This window comes from Micromonospora sp. NPDC047620 (assembly GCF_043205005.1).
Classification (GTDB): Bacteria; Actinomycetota; Actinomycetes; order Mycobacteriales; family Micromonosporaceae; genus Micromonospora.
The window spans coordinates 13,824-34,078 of record NZ_JBIDDG010000019.1 but is presented as its reverse complement, the minus strand read 5'-3'; the positions used below and the strand labels follow the sequence as shown (position 1 = coordinate 34,078).

Sequence of the window (20,255 nt, the reverse complement as noted above, 5' to 3'; positions counted from 1 at the left end):
CGATGTGCGGATCGAGGTGACCCTGGCCGACGTCGCGGCGAGCCGCTACGCCATTTCCCCGCTGGGTGAGGCGGTGGCCGCGCTGCGGCTCTGCGCCGGGCAGAACCCCGCCTCCGTGCTGGCGCCGTGGGTGGCCCGGGCGCGACCGGGGTACCAGCGGCTGCGGCGGGAACTGCCGGCGGTGGGCGCGCTGCTGGCGTTGCTGCGCCGGGGCGGCTACAACGCGGACTTCATCCAGCCACCACCGGACGGCACCGGGCGGGACTTCGCCGAGGAGTTGGCCGTGGTACGGGCGACCCCGCTCGCGCAGGCCCGCGGCGAACTGGCCCGCAACCTCGCCGGTCCACGCGGCACCCCACCGGCGTACGCTCGCCGGATCTACGACTCGCCCCACGTGGTGGAGCTGCTCGCGGACGCGATCGAGGCCGCCTGGGCGACCCTGGTCGAGCCGGACTGGCCCCGCCTGCGCGCAGTCCTCGAACGGGACCTGCTGCACCGGGCCGGCCGGCTCCTCGCGTACGGCTGGGGGGCGGCTGTCGCCGACCTGGACCCCCGGCTGCGGTGGGCGCCCGGCGGGGCCGTCGGGGCGATCGAGGTCTCCGACGGCGACCCGGACGTCCGCCGACTCGACGGGCGGGGCCTGCTCTTCGTCCCCACGGTCTTCGGCACCATGATCACCTACGTCGACCCGCCGTGGCCGTTCGCCGTCGTCTACCGAGCCTCTGGGGTGGCGGAACTGCTGGGGCCGCCCGACCCGGGCCGGCCGGAGGACGCGCTGGACCGGCTGGTCGGACAGGGGCGGGCGGCGGTGCTGCGGGCGCTTGCCGCGCCCGCCACCACCAGCCAGCTCGCCGCCCAGCTCGGGGCCAGCCTGGGCGGGGTGGGCGGTCATCTGGCGGTGCTGCGCGACGCGGGGCTGGTTGCCCGTGCCCGCACCGGCCGCACGGTGCTCTACCGGCGCACCCCGCTGGGTGAGGCGCTCGCCGGGAGTGGGTGACAGGGCCGGCGCACGCCGGGTGACGCGGCCGGTCAGGCCCGCACCACGGTCACTCCGGCCTGGGCCAGGAGTGCCGCCTGCTCGTCGTCCGCGCCGGTGTCGGTGACCAGCGTGTCGATCTCGCCGACGGTGCAGATGCGCGCGAACGCGCGACGGCCCAGCTTCGAGCCGTCCGCCACCACGATCGCGCGGGTCGCGGTGGCCAGCATGGTGTGGTTGACGGCCGCCTCGCCGTCGTGGTGCGCGCTCGCCCCGTGCCGGTGGTCGATCGCGTCCACCCCGATCACCGCGACGTCCAACGCCACCCCGTCGAGCATCGTCGCGGCGATGGGACCGACCAGCTCGTACGAGTGGGGCCGGGCCGTCCCTCCCGTAAGGACGACCCGGATGTGCGGGCGGACGATGAGCTCGTTGGCGATGTTGAGCGCGTTGGTGACCACCGTCAGCGCCGGTGCGCGGCTGTCGGCGGCCAGGTCGGCGCGCAGCGCCAGGGCGCGGGCGACCTCGGTTGCGGTGGTGCCGCCGTTGATGCCGACGGTGGAGTGCGGGGCGATCATCGCGGCGGCGGCCTCGCCGATGCGCTGCTTCTCCGGTGCGTGCCGGCCCGCCTTGTAGCGCAGCGGCAGGTCGTAGGCCACGTTGCTCGCGGCGGCGCCGCCCCTGGTCCGGGTGACCAGCTGCTGGGCGGCGAGCTCGTCGAAGTCACGGCGCACCGTCGCGCCGCTGACCCGCAGCGCGGCGGCGGTCGTCTCGATGTCCAGCTGGCCCTGCTCGGCCAGCATCTCGAGCAGCTTGTTCCACCGTTCGTAGCGGTTCATCGTCGCGCACTCCGGTCCCTGGACACACCCGGCGGGTAACCCTATCGGCTCGCCCGTGGTGCCCGGCCCACCTTGACCGGTGCGACCCGTCGTCGTAGCGTCCTGCAACAAGTTGCAATTTTACGGCACACTTATTGCATGAGGTGACAGTCGATGGCGTACATCACCGAGGAGATCACGTCGCAGCCCGCGCTGTGGTCGCGAGCCGAGAGCCTGGCCCGGTCGTCGGCCGTGACCGCGGCGCTGCCCGCACCCGGTGAGCGGGTCGCCGTCGTCGGGTGCGGCACGTCGCTGTTCATGGCGCAGTGCTTCGCCGCGCTGCGGGAGTCCGCCGGCGGCGAGACCGACGCCTTCGCGGCCTCGCAGTTCCCGCACCACCGCCGCTACGACCGCGTCGTCGCCCTGACCCGCTCCGGGACCACCACCGAGGTGCTCCGCCTGCTCGCCGACCTCCCCGCCGGCCAGCGGTCCACCGTCGTCACCGCCGTCCCCGACGAGGCTGCCACGCGGCTGGCCGACCGGTCCGTGGTGCTGGACTTCGCCGACGAGCGGTCGGTCGTGCAGACCCGGTTCGCCACGACGGCGCTCGCGCTGTGGCGCTGCGCCGTCGGCGCCGGACTGGGCACCGCGGTCGACGACGCCCGCGCGGTCCTGGCCACCCCCGTCGACCCGGCGCTGCTCGACCGCCGGCAGTTCACCTTCCTCGGCACCGGCTGGTCGGTCGGGCTGGCGCACGAGGCGGCCCTGAAGCTGCGCGAGGCCGCGCAGGCGTGGGCGGAGTCGTACCCCGCGATGGAGTACCGGCACGGTCCCATCAGCGTCGCCGACGCGCAGTCGGCGGTGTGGATCCTCGGGCCGGCGCCGGACGGCCTGCGGGAGGACGTGGCTGCCACCGGCGCCACGGTCGTCCAGTCCCCGGCGGACCCGATGGCGCAGCTGGTCGCCGCGCAGCGGCTCGCCGTCGCGGTCGCCGACCGCAAGGGCCTCGACCCGGACCGGCCGCGCCACCTCACCCGGTCGGTCGTGCTGCCGGCGACCGCGAGCCGACCGTGATCCTCGCGGTGTGTCCCAACCCGGCGATCGACGTCACCTACACGGTGCCCGATCTCGTTCCCGGCACCTCGCACCGGGTCACCACGACGCGGTGCCGGGCCGGGGGCAAGGGGGTGAACGTGGCGCGCGTGCTGTCCCTGCTCGGCGCCCGGACCCGACTGTTGGGCCTGGCCGGCGGCACGACCGGCGAGACCATCCGGGAGGAGCTACGCGACGCCGGCATCCCGGCCGACCTCACCACCGTCGGCGGCGAGTCCCGGCGCACGGTCACCGTGGTGTCCCCGAAAGCGGCGACCGTCCTGAACGAACCGGGCCCCCTCGTCACGGCGGCCGAGTGGGGCGCCTTCACCGAACGCTTCGACGCCGCCGTCGCGTCCGCGGCGGTCGTGGTGCTTTCGGGCAGTTGCCCGCCCGGCGTGCCGGTCACCGCGTACCGCGACCTCACCGTCGCGGCCCACTCGGCGGGGGCGGCCGTGCTGGTCGACGCGGCGGGGGCCGCGCTGCACCACGCGCTCACCGCACGCCCCGACGTGGTCAAGCCCAACGCGGACGAGATCGCCGACATCGTCGGGGCCGCACCCCGCACCCGGGCGGAGGCGGTCTCCGCCGCGTACCGGCTGGGCGACCTGGGAGCCGGGGCCTCGGTGGTCTCCCGCGGCGCCCAGGGCTTCGTCGCCGTGGCCGGCGGGACCGCGTACGAGGTGCGCGCGCCGGAGACCCTGCTCGGCAACCCCACCGGCGCGGGCGACGCCCTGGCCGCCGTCCTCGCCCAGGGACTCGCCACCGGGCAGCCGTGGCCGCGCACCCTCGCCCGGGCCGCCGCGATCTCGGCCGCGGCCGTCGTCTCGCCGTACGCCGGGGACTTCGACGCCCCCACGGCGGACCGGCTGCTCACCCACGTCACCGTCGAGGAGGTCACCGATGCCGCTCGCCGCCACCGCTGAACTGGTCGCCGCCGCCCGCGCCGCCGGCACCGCCGTGCTGGCCTTCAACGTCATCACGCTCGAACACGCCCAGGCGATCGCCGCCGGCGCTGCCGCCGCCGACCGCCCGGCGATCCTGCAGATCAGCCAGAACGCGGTGCGTTACCACGCCGGCGTGCTGCCGATCGCCGCCGCGGCGGCCGAGGTCGCGCGCCTCTGCCCGGTCCCGCTCGGCCTGCACCTCGACCACGTGGAGGACGTCACGCTGCTGCGCCAGGCGGCGGACGCCGGATTCAGCTCGGTGATGTTCGACGCCGGCGCGCTGCCGTACGACCAGAACGTCGCGGCCACCCGCGCCGCGGCGGACTGGGCCCGCGAGCAGGGCCTGTGGCTGGAGGCGGAGCTGGGCCACGTCGGCGGCAAGCCGGGAGCGCCGGCCAGTGCCCACCTCGCCGGCGTCCGCACCGACCCGGAGGAGGCGGCGCGCTACGTGGCGGAGACGGGCGTCGACGCGCTCGCCGTCGCCGTCGGCAGCTCGCACACGATGACCACCCGGACGGCGACCCTGGACCAGGAGCTGATCGTGGCGCTGCGCGAGGCCGTGCCGGTGCCGCTGGTCCTGCACGGGTCGTCCGGCGTGCCCTTCGGGGAGCTGCGGGCCGGGGTCGGCAACGGCATCGTCAAGGTCAACGTCGGGACCGCACTCAACGTGGCGTTCACCGGCGCGGTCCGGGCCGCGCTCGCCACGGACGGCTCGGTCGACCCCCGGCGCTACCTGAGCGCCGGCCGGGAGGCCATGACCGCCGCCGTCGCGGAGCTGCTCGCCGTGCTGCCGGAGCCGTCCGGGGCGCCCGCCCTCGGCTGAACCACCGGGCCGGCCGCCCCGGCGGCCGGCCCCACCGCCGACGGGATCCGGCGCTCCACCGCCCGCCCTGCCCACCGCCGACGCCCCGGCGCTCCACCGGCGGAGCCCTTGCCCGGCAGCGCAACGGGCCGACGGCACGCGCGGCCGTCGCCGGATCTTCCGACATAGCGACGCCTCGATCCATTGTGCTATATATGTTTAAAGCCTTGGCTCCTCGTCGCGCCGTCGTCGCCCTTGTCGGCGGGCGCGGCCAGATCCCAGCGGAGCCACCGCTCCGCGCGCACGCGCCGCGTTGACAACGCCGAGACGACCAGCCGGGAGTGAGCCCATGCGCCAGCGTCACATCCTCTTCGCCAACGTCCAGGGGCACGGTCACGTCTACCCGTCGCTCGGCCTCGTCAGCGAGCTGGCCCGGCGGGGGCACCGGATCACGTACGTGACGACCCCGTTGTTCGCCGACGAGGTCAAGGCCGCCGGCGCCGAGGTCGCGCTGTACAAGTCCGAGTTCGACACCTTCCACGTGCCCGAGGTCGTCAAGCAGGAGGACGCCGAGACGCAGCTGCACCTGGTGTACGTCCGGGAGAACGTGGCCATCCTGCGGGCCGCCGAGGAGGCGCTGGGGGACAACCCGCCCGACCTCGTCGTCTACGACGTGTTCCCGTTCATCGCGGGGCGGCTCCTGGCCACCCGGTGGAACCGGCCGGCCGTACGCCTCACCGGCGGCTTCGCCGCGAACGAGCACTACTCGCTGTTCAAGGAGCTGTGGAAGAGCAACGGCCAACGCCACCCGGCCGACGTGGAGGCCGTGCACTCGGTGCTGGTCGACCTGCTCGGGCAGTACGGCGTCGACACCCCGGTCAAGGAGTACTGGGACGAGATCGAGGGCCTCACCATCGTCTTCCTGCCGAAGCTGTTCCAGCCCTTCGCCGAGACCTTCGACGAGCGGTTCGCGTTCGTCGGGCCCACCCTCACCGGCCGTGACGGCCAGCCCGGCTGGCAGCCCCCGCGGCCGGACGCGCCGGTGCTGCTCGTCTCGCTCGGCAACCAGTTCAACGAGCACCCGGAGTTCTTCCGCGCCTGCGCGCAGGCCTTCGCCGACACCCCCTGGCACGTGGTCATGGCGATCGGCGGCTTCCTCGACCCGGCGGTGCTGGGCCCCCTGCCGCCCAACGTCGAGGCGCACCAGTGGATCCCGTTCCACTCCGTGCTCGCGCACGCGACGGCGTGCCTGACGCACGGCACCACCGGAGCCGTGCTGGAGGCCTTCGCCGCGGGCGTCCCCCTGGTGCTCGTGCCGCACTTCGCGACCGAGGCCGCCCCGTCCGCGGAGCGCGTCATCGAGTTGGGCCTGGGCTCCGTTCTGCGGCCGGACCAGCTCGAGCCGGCCAGCATCCGCGAGGCCGTGGAACGGCTCGCGGCCGACTCCGCCGTCCGGGAGCGCGTCCGCGAGATGCGGCGCGACATCCTTGCCGCCGGTGGGCCGGCCCGGGCGGCGGACGAGGTCGAGGCGTACCTGGAGCGGGTCGCGCCCTGACCTTCCCCGTCCCCGCCGCCCGGCGGGCCGGCGTCGTGACCGGGCGGCGTGGCCGGCTGCCGTCCCGTGTGCGTGGCCGGGCCGTCCCCGGTGTGCGTGGCAGGCGACCGCCCGTGGGTGGGTGCCGCCTGTCCGCCGGCCCGCGAGGGCGCGGACCGTCCACTTGACATATCGATGCCGATGTCGGTCTGCGCCATCGTGGTCCTTGTTTCCACTTCAAAACTAGGTAGTATTTTGCCATGGGTCTTCGTGACGTCAGCGTGCTGCTGCTGTACCCGCCGAACCAGACCGCCCCCGGCACGGTGTGCAAGCCGAACGGATCGCTCGCGTACCCGAACCTGGGCGGAGCCCTGCGGGAGCACGGCGTGCACGTCCGCGTCTTCGACGCCTGCGTCGGCGAGGGCGCCGACCCGCTCGACGAGATCTTCGCCAACCCCACGCCGCTGCCCAGCGGTTTCCTCCGCACCGGCGTCAGCGACGAGCGGATCCTCGAGGTGGTGAGGGACCACGACATCGTCGGCATCACCTCGATCTTCACCGACCAGGAGACGATGGTCCTGCACTGCGCGCGGCTCATCCGGGCGGCCTACCCGGAGAAGCTCCTCGTCACCGGCGGGGTCAACGCGCGGTCGCGGCTGCCGCAGTTCTTCGGGGCGGGCTTCGACGTGGTCTGCCTGTCCGAGGCCGAGCACACGATCATCGACATCGTCGAGGCCGTACGACGGTCGGCGCACCCGAACTTCGCCGACATCCACGGCGTCGCCTTCCTCGACGACGGCCGGATCCGGATGAACCCCGCGCGGGCGCAGGACGTCGTGTGGGACCTGGACACCCTGCCCATGCCGGCCTGGGACCTGCTGCCCAACGAGCGGTACTGGACCATCGCCCGGCCGCACTCCGGCCTCTTCGAGCCCGGCGCCGAGCTGCGGTACGCGACCATGATGACGTCGCTCGGCTGCCCGTTCCACTGCGCGTACTGCCACATCGCCGGCGAGCAGGAGGGGAGCCCCAGCGGCCCGATCGGCAAGTTCCGCGTCAAGTCGGACGACCGGGTGCTGGCGGAGATCGAGACGCTGAAGAACCTGGGCGTCGACAACGTGTTCATCGAGGACGACTCGCTCCTGGGCGACAAGCGGCGCGGCCTCCGGCTGCTCAAGAAGATCCAGGGCGCGGGCGTGACGATCTGCGACCTCAACGGCATCAACCTCATCCACCTGCTCAAGCGCTGGAAGCCCGACCACGAGGTCCTGGAGGCGATGGCCGACGCGGGCTTCACGCAGATCAACATGCCCTTCGAGTCGGGCAACCTGCGGATCATCCGCAAGTACGCGAGCAACAAGCTCAACATCGAGAAGGCCGACCTGCCCGGGCTGATCGTCGCCATGAAGGAGTACGGCTTCCAGATCTACGGCAACTACATGATGGGCTACCCGGACGAGACGCTGGAGGAGATCGAGACGACCATCCAACTCGCCAAGGAGCACGTCTCCTACGGGCTGGACGCCGCGAACTTCTTCCTCGTCGTACCGCTGCCCGGCGCGCCGTTGTTCGACATGGCGATCGCGGGCGGCCACATCAGCCCCGACTTCGACCCGGACACGATGAACATCTACCGGGCCAACATGACGGGCACCCTGGTGCCGGCGGAGGTCCTGGAGGAGTTGCGCCACCGCGCCTGGGACGAGGTCAACTCTCCGACCTGGAAGAACGCCAAGAAGGCGTGGGCGGCGACCGTCAGTTGACCGGCCGCACCGTCCACTCCTCCTGAGCGCCGGCGGCGAAGTCGCTCAGCGCGATCCGGTTCGGCAGCCCGGTCTTGGTGATCAGACTGGAGACGTGCCGCTCGACAGTACGGGGCGACAGGTGCAGCCGCTCGGCGATCTCGCGGTTGCTCAGCCGGCCGGTCAGCAGCCGCAGCACCTCGAACTCGCGTACCGTCACGCCCGTGGTCCGCAACGCGGGTGGGATCTCCGCCGCGCCGCGCCGCCGCTGCGCCACCCGGGCGCCGGCCTGACGCAGCAGCGTACGACAGGCGCCGGCCACCGGAGCGACGTCCGCCTGGTGGAAGTAGTCCTCCGCGGCGCGCAGCCACTCCACCGGGGTGCCCCAACCGTCGGCGAGCGCGGCCTCGGCGACCAGGCGCAGGGCGAGGTGTCGCCCCATCGCGTAGAGATCGCCGACCTGCACCGCCTCGGCCACCGTCGCCGTGGCCGCCTCGTGCTGGCCGGAGCGGCCGAGCAGGACCGCCCGGGCGAAGAGCGCGAACTGGCGGTCCCAGCGCAGCCGGCTCGCCGGTGTGCCGGTGACCGCCTGGTACGCCTCCCAGTCGATCTCGCCGGCCATCGCCCTGAGCAGCAACTGGAGGCCGAGCCGCCCGCCCAGGTGGAACACGGTGGGGCTGGTCTCCTCGGCCTCGACCGCCCGGGACAACTCGGCCAGGGCCCGCGGGCGGTCCTCCTCCAGCAGCGCGCAGAACGTCCCCGCCAGCCCGTGCACCCGCTGCGCGTGCAGGCCTTCGTCGCCGTCCCAGCGCCGGAACTCGACGAGCGCGTGCTCCATCTCAGCCCGCCGGCCCTGATGGGCGCCGAGCACCGCGCGGAGCAACAGGGCGTACTGGGTGGTCTCGATCAGCTTGAGGCGGGTCGTCGCGGTCAGCACCTGGTCGATCAGGTCCCGTGCCGACAGGTAGTCGCCCCGCATGATCAGATGCAGCGCGATGCTCGCCTCGGCCTGCTGGCGGGCGGTCACCGCGCCGGTCTGCCGAGCCCGTTCCCGCGCCTCTTCCAGCCGGTCCAGCGTGCCGTGCCGCAACGCGTCGTCGTTGCCCAGCCGGATCAGCGCGTGCACCTCCCAGATCGGCAGGTCGTGCTCGGCGGCGATCGACCGCGCCTGCTCCAGGCAGCGGGTGGCCTCGGCCGGGTCGCGGTGCCGGACCAACGCGCCGAGCAGTTGCCATGCCTGGCAGGCCACCACCGGCAGGGGAACCGCCGCACCGATCGTGGCGGCCCGGCGGGCCAGGGTCTCGGCGACCGCCATCTGGTCCTGCCCCGGAGTGTCCAGGGCCAGGTGCGCGGCGACGATGTCGACCGGGGCCGTGTCCTCCGCCGGGGCGTCCGCGCCGAGCAGCTCGCGGGCGATCTCCACCTGGGCCGACGCGTCGGTGAGCTGGCCGGCCACCACCGCGGTCCACGCCAACCGGGTGTGCAGCTGGGCCCGCCGTCGCGGGTCGAGCCCGGCCACCTGGTCGGGACTGTTGACGAGGTGGAGCGCCCGCTTCACCAGCCCCGCCTCGCCGAGGGCCTGCAACAGGGTCTCCAGCGTGTCAGCCCGGGCCTCGGCCGTCCCGTCGGCCTGCAACTCCCAGGCCTGGTCGAGCAGGGCGACGGCCGAGGTGGGGGCGCCCTGCGCCAGGGCCCGCCGCCCGGCCTCGGCGAACAGCCGGCCGGCCGTCGCCGTGTCGCCGGCGTCCAGGTGCAGGGTGGCGGAGATCTGACACCACTCACCGGGCAGGTCCGGGTGGACCTTCGCCACGGCGTCGGCGACGGTGCGGGCCAACTCCATTCGGTCGGCCGGCTCGACCAGCGCGAGCAGCGACTCCTGGGTGACCCGGTGCCGGAAGGCATACCAGTCGGTCAGTTGGTCGTCCGGCATCACCAACTGGGCCACCAGGTCGCCGTGCAAGTGGTTGAGCAGGTCGCGGTCGCTCAGGCCGGTGGCCGTCTGCACCACGGCCACCGGGAACCGCTGCCCCATCAGGGCGCCGCAGGACAACAGCTGCCGGGCCTGGGGGCCCAGCTTCTCGATCCGGTGGGCCATGCTGCGGGTGAAGGCGGCCGGCAGTGTGGCGGGCGGCTGCGGCGCGAGCTGCCAGCCCTGGGCCCCAGGCAGCAGCAGCCCGTTCTCCACCATGGCGGCGAGGATCTCCTCGATGAGGAACGGGTTGCCGCCGCTGCTGCCCCAGAGCAGCTCGGTCGCGGCCGCCGGCAGCTCCTCGCCCGCCACGCCGAGGCAGGAGCCGGCCATCGCGGGCAGGTCGTCCGAGCCGAGCCGGTCCAGCGCGATCAGGGTGCACCGCCCGCGCCGGGCCGCCGCCCGGGCCACCTCGAGCGCCGGCGAGTCGTCGGCCCGGATGGTGCCCAGCAGCAGGGTCGGCTGCTGGTCGAGGTTGTCGATGAGGTATTCGACAACCATGAGCGTCTCGGCGTCGGCGTCCTGCAGGTCGTCCAGGACCATCAGGCACCCGCGGTCCCGGCCTGCCAGACCGGTCAACCGGAGCACGGCCTCGGCGAGGATCACCACCGACCCGCCCTCCTGGCCGGTCGGGGGTGTGCCCCAGTCCGGCACGAGCCGCCCGAGCACCGGACCGTACGGGCCGAGCGCGGCGACGTCCACCGGCGTGGAGCGGAGCAGGGAGAGCACCGCCTCGGTGAGCGGCCGCAACGGCACCCCGGCGCCGAGCGTGCTGCCGCGCCCGCGCAGCAGGCTCATCTCGGCGGTGTAGCCCAGCTCGACCGCCGCCGCGGCCAGCCGCGACTTGCCGATGCCGGCCTCCCCGACGAGGAAGACGGCCCCGCCGTTCCCGGCGCGGGCCGCCTCCAGCATGTCCCGTAACGTGCCGAGCTCCGCGTCACGGCCCACGATGATTCGGGATCGGCAGTGCACGACAGGAACGATAGCGAGGCGGTCCGGCGTTAACCAGGCTCGGCCGAAGAGCCCACCGACCACGGTGGACTGTCTCGGCCGACCGGACGGACCGCCGCGCTGACCGTACCGTTCCCGCCCCCCCCGTCCCGTCACATGCGGAAGGTGGGGCAGCAGGTGGTGAGCGGGGCGGCGTTCAGGTCGACGCCCTCTCCGACGTCTCCGGCGACCAGGCGCCCCACCAGCAGACCCACCGGGATGGCCAGGCCGGCCAGGGCCGCCGTACGCAGCCCGAAGGCCACCACCGGGCTGGTCCGCGGCGCCCCGACCGGGCGCGCGTCGGCGGTGTCGTCGGTGGCGAAAACGTCGGCGGCGAGCTTCTCGGACATGATGTTCTTCTCTCCTCAGATGAAAGGGTTGGTGGACGACGGCCAGCCGGTTCCGGTCGGCCGTGGGGTCGGTTCCAGGAGCAGCACGGACGGCACCCGCTCGGCCAGGCCGAAGCGCAGCAGGCCGTACCCGATGCCGGCGAGCCCGGTCAGCAGGCCGGGGGTGAGCACCCCACCGGGCGTACCGCAGTAACGGGTGTGCCACTGCAACGTGTCCAGGATCAACGTGGCCCGCCGGCGCAGCGCGGCGGTCGCCGCCGGCCCGGCAGGCCCGGCGGCCAGGACGGTCAGGGCCTCGGCGATTCCCGACTCGCCGTGGCACAGGCTCAGGTCCTGGGCGGGGGGCCGGTCGGCGAGCTGCCGGACGAGGCGGGCCGGTCCCTCCGGGTCCGCGGTGTCGTCCCCGCCGGGCGACCGCTCGGATCCGGCGAGTGCGAGCGCCAGGCCGGCGGTGCCGCCGCACCACCCTGCCGAACTGGTCGGGGCGCCCTCGGCCTGCCGCAGTGCCCGGCGGCCGGCGTCCGCGTGCCGGGCGGATCCGCCGCTCGTGCCGGCGAACCGGCGCAGGGCGTACGCGATCCCGGCCGAGCCGTCGGCGAAGCCCGGCGGGCCGGCGGACCCGCCCACCGCATCGGCCAGCCGCTCGGCGCAGACCTCGGCCAGCGCCGCCGCCCGGTCGAGGCCCAGCTCGGCGTGGATCGAGGACATCGCGGCCAGGCAGCCGGCCCGGCCGGTCGCCCAGTCGTCGCCGGCCGGGCCCGCGACGGCCACCTCGGCCAGCTCGACCGCCGTGCCCGCCCATCGGCCGATCTCCGGGTCGTCGAGCAGGACGGCCAGCCGGGCCAGCCCGTAGGCCAGCCCGCCGAGACCGTGCAGGCCGCCGCAGCCGACCGCCGTGATCAGCTCCGGCCGGCCCGAGAGCAGGTCGAGCAGCCGGGGCGCCGCGGCGACCGCCCGGCGGGCCACCTCGCCGTAGCGGGCCACGCCGCTGATCCGGGCGAGCTGGCCGAGGAAGAGCGCGACCCCGAGGTACCCGTTGGCCAGCCCGGCTCCCATCGGCAGCAGCAGCCACTGCCGGTCGTCGACCAGTTCCAGGCCGAGCCAGTTCACCCGCTCCCGGCCGGGTACGCCCCGGGCCACGAGCTGGTCGGCGATCGCGCACGCCGCCGCGACCAGCCGTTCGGGCGGGGCCGCCGTGCCGTGCAGCGGCCCCGGCATCGGGGCGCCGTCCCGGTGCCCGGCCACCGGCCGGCGGGTGGCCAGGCTGGCCGCGATGACCCACTCCTGGTCCTGCCGGTCGGCCTCGCCGAGCCCGGCGATCCGGTCCAGCGCCGCCTCGACGCCGCTGCGGCGCAGCGGCACCGCGGTCGGCTCGCCGTCGGCCAGCAGGTGATGGCTGTCGGCCCGGGCATGGAAGTAGGGGACGTCGCCGCGCCACAGCGCGACGATGTCGTGGCGCGCGAACACCGGGTCGCCGGGGGCCTGGGTCCGGCCGTGGAGCAGCCCGAGGAACCGGTCCCGCTCCAGGCCGTCGCGGAGCAGGTCCGGGTGGGTGGCCTCGTCGAGCAGCATCCGGTAGGTCCAGGTGGGGCGGACGACGAGCCGCACCGTCATCGCCGACGACGCCTCGACCAGCCCGCCGAACTCCTCACGGTGCGCCTCGATCGCGTCGTAGCCGAGCCGGAAGCCCTCCAGCATGGCCGCCTCGTGGCCCTCCGGGGCGACCACCCGGTCGCCGAGCCGGGGCTGGTTCAGCGCACCGTCGAAGGCGACCGCGCGGCGGACCAGGCGCATCCGGTCGGTGCCCGGGTCCGCCCAGTCGACCCGGCTGGCCGGACTCGGCCGTCCCGGGTCACCGCCGGAGCCGGAGAGGTCCATGATGCCCTGTTCGCCGACGACGATCAGCGGCAGCAGCGCGGTCCGGTGCACCGAGGCGACGAGCAGGTCGGCCGCCGGGTCTCCGCTGTCGACCGGCGGCCCCCAGAGCGGACGGAACAGGGTCTCGGCGTCGACCAGCACGGGATCCTCCGCACTGGCGATCAGGTTCTCGTAGTGCAGGTCGGTGGTGTTCAGCGCGTGGGCGAGCGCCAGCAGCGCGCCCTGCCGCCGGTAGAACCGGTGCGCGCCGTCCGGGTCGGTGAGCGGGGCCGCGGCCACGAACTCGGTCCAGCCGTGCTCGGCGCGGGCCAGGCAGGCCACCCCGCGGAGACCGACGGTGGGCACCACCCGGTTCAGCCAGTCCACGAAGGCCCGCAGCCGGACGTCCGGGCTCAGGTCGCGGGGCTTGTAGACCAGCCGCCTGCCGTCGGCGAACCGGACGATGGTCGTGGTCCGCCCGCCGCCGTGCGCGTCGCCCTGCTTGTCCTCGACCGCCACCAGCGGACCGGGGTCGGCGCCGTCGAGCAGGGCGTCCACCAGACAGGCCCGGTCGGCGGCGTACCGGGTCACCAGCTCCAGCATGGCATCGGCGGCCTGGGTGGCGGCCTGCCCGAGCAGCCGCGCCAGGACCGGATGGTCGGCGAACAGCGCGGCCAGCCCGGCCGGGGCGCTCAGCCGGCGGACGAAGTCGGCGAACCGGGCGTGGCCGTCGGTGCCGGTCAGCCGACCGGCGGCCCGCTGGCGGTGCAGCTCGGCGACGAGGGTGCGGGCGGCCAGGCCGCCCAGTTGCCGGTCCAGGGTGGCGCCCAGCGCGGAGGCCAGCGCGGGCAGGTCGACCTGGGCGTCGGTCACCACCCGGCCGGCGTCCCGGCGGAAGCGGGCCGTCGCGTGGTCGACCAGCGGGCGCAACGGCAGGGCGAACGCCGCCCGCCAGTCCGTCGGGACCGGCGTCGACGGGGGGAGCGGCGCGGCGGCGCGTACCGCGGACTCGACCGGCGCCACCCAGGACGGCGGGTCGAGCCGCGCGGCGATCTGCGCGTCATCCTCGGCCAGGAGCGCGAGCAGCCGGTTCTCGTCGACGGCCAGTTCGCCCAGCCGGACGTCCAGCGCGGGACCGTGCTCGGCCCGCCACCGGTCCAGCCGCTGCCGGGCGTGGTCGAGCCGGGCGCCGCCGACCGGGTCGGTGCCGCAGCCCGCGGCCACCCGCTCGTGCAGGGCCAGGCCGCGCGCCCACCAGCCCGGACCGAGCAGGTCCGGCTCGGTCGGGGCGAGGCTGTGCGGGCCGTCGGCCGTCGTGGTGTTCACCGGATAGAGGGTGCCAAGGGTCGGCGGCGAACTCATGCGTGGGATCCACCCAAATTCTCGCCGTCCCGGCTGGTCGCCGGCCGGGACGGGGCACCCCCGGCGCGGCCCGCGTAACCGGCTCTGAGAGGCCGATCGCCGCCGTGCCCGGCCGGAGACGGGTGCGGCGGTGCCGGGTGTCGGTGGCGCGGCGACGCGGCGGGCGGCCGGCGGCGGGCCGGGCGGCGGAATTTGGGTGTACCGCACAGATGCGTCGGCGCGCGATGTTGGTTGAGTCTCCGACCTGTCAATCGGCCCGACCCGATCGGAGCGACCGTGGAGTTTCGCGTACTGGGGCCGGTGAGCGCCTGGCGCGGCGGCAGCGAGGTCCCGCTGGACGGCGCCAAGCAGCGCACCGTCCTGGCCGCGCTGTTGCTCGCCAGGGGGCGGACGGTGTCCGACGCCCAGCTCTGCCAGCTGCTCTGGGGCGAGCACCCGCCGGCGACCTTCGCCGCCCAGCTCTACAACTACGTCTCCCGCCTGCGCAGGTACCTCGGCGACGGGGTGGAGATCGTCCGGCAGTGGTCCGGGTACGTCATCCGGATCGGTGGCAGCCGGCTCGACATCGAAGAGTTCGAGCGGCTGGCCGGGCTGGGCCGGGACGCGCTGCGCGGCGGCCGGCACGAGGAGGCCGCGCAGTGGCTGCACGAGGCGCTGGCGTTGTGGCGCGGTACGACGCTCGCCAACGTCACCGACCACCTGGTCGAGGCCGAGGCGCATCGGATGAGCGAGCTGCGGACGGCGGCCCTGGAGCACCGGATCGAGGCCGACCTGATGCTGGGCCGGCAGGCCGAGCTGGTGCTGGAGCTGACCGACCTGGTCGCCGGTCAGCCGCTGCACGAGCGGTTGCGCAGCCAGCTGATGACCGCTCTGTTGCGGTGCGACCGCCAGGCCGACGCGCTGGCCGTCTACCACGAGGGCCGTCGGGTGCTCGCCGACGAGCTGGGGGTCGACCCGGGCCCCGCGCTGGTCGAGGCGTACCGGGCGGTGCTCGCCGGGTCCGCTCCGCCCGCCGCCGAGGTGGCACCGCGGGCCGAGCCGGGCTGGCGGGACGTACGTCCGGCGATGCTGCCACCCGGCGCGCAGGACTTCTGCGGCCGGGGCCAGGAGCTGCGGGAACTGACCGGGCTGCTGGCCGAGCCGTCGTCGGCCGCGCCTCCGCGGGCCCTGCTGACCGGGATGGCCGGCGTCGGCAAGACGGCGCTGGCGCTGCGGGCCGCGCACCTGTGCCGGGGCGATTTCCCGGACGGGCAGCTCTACGCCGACCTGGGCGGCACCCGGGGCAACGCCACCGACCCGAGCGACGTGCTGGGCTGGTTCCTGCGCAGCCTGGGCAACACCGAGCAGGCGATCCCGAGGCGGCTCGACGAACGCGAACGCCTCTACCGCAGCCAGCTGGCCGGCCGCCGGATGCTGGTGGTCCTCGACAACGCCGCCGACTATGCGCAGGTCCGCCCACTGCTGCCCGGCGACCCGTCGTGCCGGGTGATCCTGACCTGCCGCGGGCGCCTCTCCGAGCTGCCCGGCGTCACCCGCGTCGAGGTGGGCATCCTCGACCCGGCGCAGGCGCTGGACCTGTTCGCCACGATCGTCGGCCCGCAACGGGTGGCCGCCGAACCCGCGGCCGCCCACCGGATAGTGCAGTTGTGCGGGCGGCTCTCGATCGGCATCCGGGTGGCCGCGGCCCGGCTCATCGCCCGGCCGCACTGGTCCCTGCGGTACCTCGCGCAGCGGCTGGCCGACGAACGGTTCCGCCTGGACGAGCTGCGGCTGGGGACGCTGGACGTCCGGGCCCGCATCGAGGGCAGCTACCGGGAGCTCGCGGCCGAGAGCCAGGTCGCGCTGCGCCGGCTGGCGCTGCTGGAGACGGCCGACTTCCCGATCTGGATCGCCGCCCGGGTGCTCGGCGTGCCGCGCTGGGTCGGGGAGGAGGTGGCCGAGAACCTGGTCGACGCCCGGCTGCTGGAGATCGCCGGCTCGGACGGCGGGCGGCGGCAGCGGCACCGCTTCCACGACCTGGTGCGGGTCTTCGCCCGGGAGAAGGCCGACCCGGTGGACCGCCGGATGATGGCCGGCGGTCCACCGGCGTCGGCGGGGCCGCGCGTCCGCGTGCCCGCCTGAGCCCTCGGCACCGGCTCCGCGCGCCTGATGGCCGGCACGGCGACGCGCACCAGTCGGCGGTATGGAGAAGATATAGCCGGCACCGGCACGGTCAGCAGGTGACCATCCTGATCCCGCCCGAGTGCGCGACCACCGCGCGGATCGACCTGACCCACGCCACCGCCGACGAGATCGTCGCCCGGGTCCGGCCCGACCGGGACGACCCGGTCTTCGCCGGGCACTACCCCGGATTCCCCCTGCTGCCGGGCGTCCACATCGTCGAGTACGTGCACCGCACGGTGCTCGCGGCGACGCCGGCAGCGGTCCTCGCCGAGCTGGTGTCCTGCCGGTTCCTCCACACCGTCGACCTGGACGACGAGCTGGTCGTCGCCGTCCGGTACGACGGCGGGCTGCGCCGTGGCACGGTCACCGTGTCCGGTGTCCCGGCCGCCGAGGTGGTGCTGCGCTACCAGGACGGAGACGACTGATGCTGGACAGCGACGACATCCGGCGGCTCATCCCGCACCGCCCGCCGATGCTCCTGGTCGACCGGGTCAGCGAGCTGGTGCCCCGGCGCCGGCTGGTGGGCAGCCTCACCGTCACCGGTACCCGGCCGCTGCCCGCCGTGCTGCTGCTGGAGTCGTGGGGGCAGGCCGCGCTGCTGCTGATCCGGCACGACCGGCCGATGCCCGACGTGCTGGCCGACGGGGTGCCGGTCGCGGGCGCCTTCGAGGGGATCCGTTTCGGCCGGCCGGTGCTGCCGGGCGAGACGGTCGAGCACCGGGTGGACCTGATCCGGCTGATCGCCGACACGGGCTTCGTCCGGGGCGAGAGCGTGGTCGGGTCCGAGGTGGTCATGCAGGTCGGTCGCCTGGTCGGCGCGGTGCGCCCGGCGGCCTCGCTCCGCCCCGCCGCCGTGGACGGGGCATCCGACGTCAAGGAGTCGACATGAGTGAAATCCGACGACCGGTCGCCCTGGTCAGCGGCGGGTCCCGGGGGATCGGCCGGGCCGTGGTCCGGCAGCTCGCCGCGGACGGGTACGACGTGGCCTTCTGCTACCAGAGCAGCCAGCAGGCAGCCGAGAAGGTGGTCGCGGAGGTCGGCGAGGCCGGCGCCCGGGTGCTGGCCCGCCAGGTGGACGTCGCCGACCCGCAGCAGGTACGCGACTTCGTCTCCGGTGTGGAACGGGAGCTGGGCGAGGTGGACGCGGTGGTGACCGTCGCCGGGATCATCCGCGACCGGCCGGTGGCGATGATGGCCGACGACGACTGGCGGTCGGTGATCGACGTCAACCTCGGTGGCGTCTACCACGTGTGCCGGGCGGCGATCCGGCGGATGATGCGGCGCCGCAGCGGCTCGATCGTCACGGTCTCCTCGGTGGCCGGCATCACCGGCAGCCCCGGCCAGACCAACTACTCGGCGTCCAAGGCCGGCATCATCGGCTTTACGAAGGCGCTGGCCAAGGAGGTCGGGCCGTACGGGATCAGGGTCAACACCGTGGCGCCCGGGTTCATCGAGACCGACATGCTCAGCAACCTGCCCACCGGGCTGACCGAGGGCATCCAGAAGCGGGCCGCGCTCGGCCGGCTCGGCCAGGTGGAGGAGATCGCCCCGGTGGTGACGTTCCTGCTGTCGGAGCGGGCCTCCTACCTGACCGGCCAGGTCGTCACGGTTGACGGTGGTCTGACCTTCTGACCCGCTGCGCGGCGAGCCGGGTCCGCATGGCCTCCAGGCGGACCCGGCGCGCCTGTGCGTGGGCCCGGCGTGCGGTGAGGCGCGGGTAGACCGTGCCGAGCAGCCGGGAGAACAGGTCGACCCGGCGGGCGTCCGCCCCGACGATGATCTTCACCCGGTTGCGCCGGATTCCGCGCAGGATGATCCGGGCGGCCTGCTCGGCCGACGTCGTCGCCTCCCGGGCGAACCGCTCCTGGATTCCGCCGTAGCCCAGTCCCCGGCCGGTCCGCGCGTTGCTGAAGATGTCGGTACGCACCTTGCCCGGGTAGACGCAGCTGACCGCCACCGGCACCTCGCCCACCCGCATCTCCTGGAGCACCGCCTCGGTGAACCCGCGCACGGCGAACTTGGCCGCGTTGTACGCGGTCTGTGCCGGCGCCGCGGTCAGCCCGTACATGCTGGAGACGTTCACCAGGTGGCCGCGGGAGGCGACGAGCAGCGGCAGGAACGCCCGGGTGCCGTGCACCACGCCCCAGAAGTCGACGTCCAGCACCCACCGCATGTCGTCCCACCTGGCCTCGGTGATCGAGGCCAGCAGGGTCACCCCGGCGTTGTTGACCACCAGGTCGGCGCCGCCGAAGTCGGCGCGGACCGCCTTGGCGTGGGCCTGCACCGCCGCCCGGTCGGCCACGTCCAGCCGGTAGGTGCGTACCTCGGCGCCCCGCTCGGCGCACCTGGCCGCCGTCTCCTCCAGGCCGTCCTCCACCGCGTCGGACAGCGCCAGCCTGGCGCCCTGGGCGGCCAGCTCGACCGCCAGTGCCCGACCGATGCCCGAACCGGCTCCGGTGATGACCGCGACCTTGCCTCGGAAATCCTTCATGCGCGCTCCCTCGCGAGTCGGCGTGCCCGCCTGCGGCGACACACTTCGGCCCGCACGGTCTCGGGCCGGGCTATCTCTTTTCCATACCGGGCGCGATGTAGAGAAGTTATGAGAGCGCCGTCGAACACTCCCTCCGGACGGTGCCACCAGGACGCCGACCGGCATTGTGCGGAGGGAGCGATGGCGCGGATGACTGGCGCGGCAATCACCGGGCTCGGGGCGTACCGGCCGAGCAGGTTGATCACCAACGAGGAGATCGCCGAGGAGACCGGCGTGACGCCGGCGTGGATCGAGGAACGCACCGGCATCCGGTCGCGCTACCGGTCCGGGCCGGAGGAGACCGTGACGATGATGGCCGCCGAGGCCGGCGGGAAGGCGCTGGCCATGGCGAACGTCGACCCGGCCGACGTGGACCTGGTCATCCTCGCCTCGGCGACGAAGAAGGACCGCATCCCGGGCGGGGCGCCGGAGGTGGCCAGCCGCATCGGCATCACCGCCACCGGCGCGTTCGACCTGAACGCCGCCTGCGCCGGCTTCGCCTACTCGATCGGGATCGCGGCGAACGAGATCCGGGTGGGCAGCGCCCGCAACGTGCTGGTCGTCGGTGCCGAGCAGCTCAGCCGGTTCATCGACCGGGAGGACCCGGCCACGTACGTCATCTTCAGCGACGGCGCGGGCGCGGCGGTGGTCTCCGCCGCGGAGACCGACGGCATCGGCCCCACGGTGTGGGGCAGCGACGGCCGACGGGCGGACATCCTCGGCACGAAGTGGGACGCCAACGGCCGGGAGTTCGCCAAGATGGACGGCCCGCTGGTCTACCGCTGGTCCACCAAGAACGTGCCGCGGGTCGCCCGCAAGGTGTGCGCCCTTTCCGGCATCGAGCTGTCGGACATCGACTGGTTCGTGCCGCACCAGGCGAACCTGCGCATCGTCGACCAGCTCGCCGAGATCCTCCAGATCCCGGACGAGAAGGTCGCCAAGGACATCGTCGACACCGGCAACACCTCGGCCGCGTCGGTGCCGCTCGCGCTGAGCCGGCTGCACGAGAGCGGCCGGACCACGCCCGGCGACCGCGTGATGCTGCTCGGCTTCGGGGCGGGACTCGCCTACGCCGGCCAGATCATCCGGATGCCCTGACCACCTCGAACCTGACCACCAACCC

General features: G+C 74.3%; 16 protein-coding genes. 11 read left to right on the top strand and 5 right to left on the bottom strand.

All coding sequences use genetic code 11. The features are described from left to right. Window positions 1-4: 4 nt before the first annotated feature. Complete coding sequence (locus ACGF5C_RS22625; RefSeq protein WP_393304516.1) at window positions 5-997, top strand: helix-turn-helix domain-containing protein; 993 nt, start codon at window positions 5-7, stop codon at window positions 995-997. A gap of 32 nt (window positions 998-1,029) precedes the next feature. Here the strand turns inward: ACGF5C_RS22625 and ACGF5C_RS22620 are convergent, their stop codons facing one another. Further along, complete coding sequence (locus tag ACGF5C_RS22620; protein ID WP_393304514.1) at window positions 1,030-1,815, bottom strand: DeoR/GlpR family DNA-binding transcription regulator; 786 nt, start codon at window positions 1,813-1,815, stop codon at window positions 1,030-1,032. 153 nt (window positions 1,816-1,968) lie between these two features. Here ACGF5C_RS22620 and ACGF5C_RS22615 point away from each other — a divergent pair, with 153 nt between their 5' ends. The 5 genes from ACGF5C_RS22615 (at window position 1,969) to ACGF5C_RS22595 (ending at window position 7,932) form a co-directional block, all read left to right on the top strand. After that, on the top strand, window positions 1,969-2,868 hold the full coding sequence (locus ACGF5C_RS22615; protein WP_393304512.1) for an SIS domain-containing protein: 900 nt from the start codon (window positions 1,969-1,971) through the stop codon (window positions 2,866-2,868). Continuing rightward, window positions 2,865-3,812 (top strand): 1-phosphofructokinase family hexose kinase, encoded by a 948-nt coding sequence (locus ACGF5C_RS22610; protein ID WP_393304510.1) that lies wholly within the window; start codon window positions 2,865-2,867, stop codon window positions 3,810-3,812. Before ACGF5C_RS22615 ends, ACGF5C_RS22610 begins: the two co-directional genes overlap by 4 nt. Beyond that, the gene (locus tag ACGF5C_RS22605) at window positions 3,790-4,656 is read left to right on the top strand and encodes a class II fructose-bisphosphate aldolase (protein ID WP_393304508.1); all 867 of its coding nucleotides are present in this window, start codon (window positions 3,790-3,792) and stop codon (window positions 4,654-4,656) included. The genes ACGF5C_RS22610 and ACGF5C_RS22605 overlap by 23 nt, the downstream gene beginning before the upstream one ends. A 328-nt stretch (window positions 4,657-4,984) precedes the next feature. After that, entirely contained in the window at window positions 4,985-6,190 is a 1,206-nt protein-coding gene (locus ACGF5C_RS22600; RefSeq protein WP_393304506.1) for a macrolide family glycosyltransferase, read from the top strand. A 239-nt stretch (window positions 6,191-6,429) separates the two neighbouring features. Continuing rightward, a complete protein-coding gene (locus tag ACGF5C_RS22595) occupies window positions 6,430-7,932 on the top strand; it encodes a B12-binding domain-containing radical SAM protein (protein WP_393304504.1) in 1,503 nt (500 codons plus the stop codon). Here ACGF5C_RS22595 and ACGF5C_RS22590 read toward each other — a convergent pair. The 3 genes from ACGF5C_RS22590 to ACGF5C_RS22580 form a co-directional block, all read right to left on the bottom strand. Beyond that, on the bottom strand, window positions 7,925-10,828 hold the full coding sequence (locus tag ACGF5C_RS22590; protein WP_393304502.1) for a helix-turn-helix transcriptional regulator: 2,904 nt from the start codon (window positions 10,826-10,828) through the stop codon (window positions 7,925-7,927). The two genes, ACGF5C_RS22595 and ACGF5C_RS22590, sit on opposite strands and share 8 nt — an antisense overlap. Before the next feature lie 155 nt (window positions 10,829-10,983). Then, window positions 10,984-11,220, bottom strand: a complete 237-nt coding sequence (locus ACGF5C_RS22585; RefSeq protein ID WP_393304500.1) for a hypothetical protein — start codon at window positions 11,218-11,220, stop codon at window positions 10,984-10,986. A gap of 15 nt (window positions 11,221-11,235) precedes the next feature. After that, the gene (locus tag ACGF5C_RS22580) at window positions 11,236-14,403 is read right to left on the bottom strand and encodes a type 2 lanthipeptide synthetase LanM family protein (protein ID WP_393304498.1); all 3,168 of its coding nucleotides are present in this window, start codon (window positions 14,401-14,403) and stop codon (window positions 11,236-11,238) included. A 312-nt stretch (window positions 14,404-14,715) separates the two neighbouring features. On the opposite strand from ACGF5C_RS22580, the gene ACGF5C_RS22575 reads away from it, so the two are divergent. The 4 genes from ACGF5C_RS22575 (at window position 14,716) to fabG (ending at window position 18,234) form a co-directional block, all read left to right on the top strand. Beyond that, window positions 14,716-16,560 (top strand): BTAD domain-containing putative transcriptional regulator, encoded by a 1,845-nt coding sequence (locus ACGF5C_RS22575; RefSeq protein WP_393304496.1) that lies wholly within the window; start codon window positions 14,716-14,718, stop codon window positions 16,558-16,560. A 98-nt stretch (window positions 16,561-16,658) separates the two neighbouring features. Continuing rightward, window positions 16,659-17,027 carry a hypothetical protein gene (locus ACGF5C_RS22570; RefSeq protein ID WP_393304494.1) on the top strand — a complete coding sequence of 123 codons (369 nt, stop codon included), beginning with the start codon at window positions 16,659-16,661 and terminating at the stop codon, window positions 17,025-17,027. After that, window positions 17,027-17,491 (top strand): 3-hydroxyacyl-ACP dehydratase FabZ family protein, encoded by a 465-nt coding sequence (locus ACGF5C_RS22565; protein ID WP_393304492.1) that lies wholly within the window; start codon window positions 17,027-17,029, stop codon window positions 17,489-17,491. Before ACGF5C_RS22570 ends, ACGF5C_RS22565 begins: the two co-directional genes overlap by 1 nt. Continuing rightward, complete coding sequence (gene fabG, locus ACGF5C_RS22560; RefSeq protein WP_357694968.1) at window positions 17,488-18,234, top strand: 3-oxoacyl-[acyl-carrier-protein] reductase; 747 nt, start codon at window positions 17,488-17,490, stop codon at window positions 18,232-18,234. Before ACGF5C_RS22565 ends, fabG begins: the two co-directional genes overlap by 4 nt. Here the strand turns inward: fabG and ACGF5C_RS22555 are convergent. After that, complete coding sequence (locus ACGF5C_RS22555) at window positions 18,206-19,093, bottom strand: SDR family NAD(P)-dependent oxidoreductase (RefSeq protein ID WP_393304490.1); 888 nt, start codon at window positions 19,091-19,093, stop codon at window positions 18,206-18,208. The two genes, fabG and ACGF5C_RS22555, sit on opposite strands and share 29 nt — an antisense overlap. A 189-nt stretch (window positions 19,094-19,282) precedes the next feature. Here ACGF5C_RS22555 and ACGF5C_RS22550 point away from each other — a divergent pair, with 189 nt between their 5' ends. Further along, window positions 19,283-20,230 carry a beta-ketoacyl-ACP synthase III gene (locus ACGF5C_RS22550; protein ID WP_393304488.1) on the top strand — a complete coding sequence of 316 codons (948 nt, stop codon included), beginning with the start codon at window positions 19,283-19,285 and terminating at the stop codon, window positions 20,228-20,230. The last annotated feature ends 25 nt before the right edge of the window (window positions 20,231-20,255 follow it).

What these genes read in the sequence shown, in the direction of transcription:
- ACGF5C_RS22620 (WP_393304514.1), bottom strand. Translation starts at nt 1,815, where the DNA reads ATGAACCGCTACGAACGGTGGAACAAGCTGCTCGAGATGCTGGCCGAG.
- ACGF5C_RS22615 (WP_393304512.1), top strand. Translation starts at nt 1,969, where the DNA reads ATGGCGTACATCACCGAGGAGATCACGTCGCAGCCCGCGCTGTGGTCG.
- ACGF5C_RS22605 (WP_393304508.1), top strand. Translation starts at nt 3,790, where the DNA reads ATGCCGCTCGCCGCCACCGCTGAACTGGTCGCCGCCGCCCGCGCCGCC.
- ACGF5C_RS22600 (WP_393304506.1), top strand. Translation starts at nt 4,985, where the DNA reads ATGCGCCAGCGTCACATCCTCTTCGCCAACGTCCAGGGGCACGGTCAC.
- ACGF5C_RS22595 (WP_393304504.1), top strand. Translation starts at nt 6,430, where the DNA reads ATGGGTCTTCGTGACGTCAGCGTGCTGCTGCTGTACCCGCCGAACCAG.
- ACGF5C_RS22585 (WP_393304500.1), bottom strand. Translation starts at nt 11,220, where the DNA reads ATGTCCGAGAAGCTCGCCGCCGACGTTTTCGCCACCGACGACACCGCC.
- ACGF5C_RS22565 (WP_393304492.1), top strand. Translation starts at nt 17,027, where the DNA reads ATGCTGGACAGCGACGACATCCGGCGGCTCATCCCGCACCGCCCGCCG.
- fabG (WP_357694968.1), top strand. Translation starts at nt 17,488, where the DNA reads ATGAGTGAAATCCGACGACCGGTCGCCCTGGTCAGCGGCGGGTCCCGG.
- ACGF5C_RS22555 (WP_393304490.1), bottom strand. Translation starts at nt 19,093, where the DNA reads ATGAAGGATTTCCGAGGCAAGGTCGCGGTCATCACCGGAGCCGGTTCG.
- ACGF5C_RS22550 (WP_393304488.1), top strand. Translation starts at nt 19,283, where the DNA reads ATGACTGGCGCGGCAATCACCGGGCTCGGGGCGTACCGGCCGAGCAGG.